The 1,705-nt window shown below is 45.6% G+C and carries 4 protein-coding genes; all 4 read right to left on the minus strand.

Annotated features, from left to right (window positions below; all coding sequences use genetic code 11):
- The coding region (locus A3738_RS23930; protein WP_156504465.1) for an ATP-grasp domain-containing protein at positions 1-561 on the minus strand (561 nt) is incomplete at its 3' end.
- Positions 562-589: 28 nt separating this feature from the next.
- Entirely contained in the window at positions 590-775 is a 186-nt protein-coding gene (locus tag A3738_RS23935; protein ID WP_068476159.1) for a DUF1289 domain-containing protein, read from the minus strand.
- 55 nt (positions 776-830) lie between these two features.
- Complete coding sequence (locus A3738_RS23940; RefSeq protein ID WP_068476160.1) at positions 831-1,361, minus strand: gamma carbonic anhydrase family protein; 531 nt, start codon at positions 1,359-1,361, stop codon at positions 831-833.
- Positions 1,339-1,705 (minus strand): CoA pyrophosphatase (locus A3738_RS31460; RefSeq protein ID WP_369819828.1); only part of this gene is annotated, 367 nt, incomplete at its 5' end. The genes A3738_RS31460 and A3738_RS23940, both read right to left, overlap by 23 nt.

Here is a 1,705-nt window from a genome sequence, read left to right on the forward strand (position 1 = left end):
AGCGCGACCACCGGATTGTGCGTATTCCCAAGCTGATTCAATCTGATCCGCTTCGCTTAAACGACTCTGCCCTTTGCCAGAAGAGCTCATAATAGGTTTGACGAAACAAGGGAAGCCGATGCGCTCAATGGCGGCTTTAAAATCATCAATGTTATCAGCGAACTCATAGGTAGAGGTTGGCAAACCCAACTCTTGGGCAGCTAAGGTGCGAATGCCCTCTCGGTTCATCGTCAAGTTCACTGCGCGAGCCGAAGGCACGATATGCACGCCCTCTTCTTCGAGTTTAAGCAGTTCAGCCGTCGCAATCGCTTCAATTTCAGGAACAACAAAATCTGGTTTTTCTTTTTCAATGACCGCACGCAATGCGACTGGGTCAAGCATATCAACAACATAAGAACGATGAGCCACGTGCATGCCGGGCGCATTTTCGTAGCGATCAACTGCAATAACTTCAACACCCAAGCGCTGAAGTTCAATCACCACTTCTTTACCAAGCTCACCCGCACCACAAAAAAGTACTTTTGTTGCGTGACTAGTCAGCGCCGTTCCTAATGTTGTCATTGTTGTTTTCCTTGTTGTCGCTCACGACCTATATGTAAGAGCCTTTTTCGCGCTCGCGAACGCGTTCCATAATCTCAGCTTTTTCAGGTTCTGATTTCATTCCCCAACCTGCTATTTCTTGGCCGGTACGGTGACATCCAACGCACACGTCATTTTCGTCTAGGGCGCAAATACTCACGCAAGGAGAGGCAATCGGTTTACTTTCTATACTCATTCTTTACTTCTAACACAGAGAGGAAATCTTAAAAATCACCCCATAGTTTTACTAACTATGCATCTTCTAGCTGTTTCAAATGCTTTTGATAGCGCTGAGAATTCGACACATAATGCGCTGCACTTAGCTCCAGCATTTTCATTTGCTGGTCGCTGAGAGTGCGTTTAATTTTGGCGGGGCTTCCTACCACCATTGAACCGTCAGGGATTTCCATATTTTCTGTGATTAATGCATTCGCACCAATCAAACAATGCTTCCCAATTTTGGCGCCATTTAACACTACCGCGTTGATGCCTATCAAGCTGTAATCACCGATCGTACAGCCATGCAACATGACATTGTGACCGATAGTGACGCCCTTGCCTATATTAAGAGGAAATCCGGGATCGATGTGCAATACCGACCCGTCCTGAATATTGCTTTGCGGGCCAACAACGACTTTGTCATTATCTGCACGGATTACAACGTTGAACCAAACGCTCGCGTCCTCATGCAATTCAATATCACCAATCAAGCTCGCATTAGGCGCGATAAAGCCTGGAGCACCATGTTGAACAGGTTGCTTATCGTTTAGGCTGAATTTCATCTCTATCCTTCAGGTAGTCATCAAATATTGTTATTCTTGCATCCATTGCGACATTCAAAAACTCAACCAGCACAATCGCTGTGAGCCCCCAAATTTCATAACGGATACCCTGATAGTCATACTCATACGATGGAACTGCAAGAGAGGTTCCTTTGTAGGTCATTTTATCTCGACGAATAGGTTGTGCATCTAAAAAGAAGTCCAATGGAACGCGAAAGACACTTTCAATTTCATAGGGGCTGGGTACCACTGAAATATCATGGTCAACAAGTCCAACAAAAGGGTTTACCTGTATACCATGAAGAGAAACGACCTGACTCAGGCCACCAATGACTTCGACCGAA

The organism is Oleiphilus sp. HI0066 (assembly GCF_001635725.1).

Excerpts from the sequence above, each read along its gene's own strand:
- A3738_RS23935 (WP_068476159.1), bottom strand. The coding sequence starts at position 775 with ATGAGTATAGAAAGTAAACCGATTGCCTCTCCTTGCGTGAGTATTTGC.
- A3738_RS23940 (WP_068476160.1), bottom strand. The coding sequence starts at position 1,361 with ATGAAATTCAGCCTAAACGATAAGCAACCTGTTCAACATGGTGCTCCA.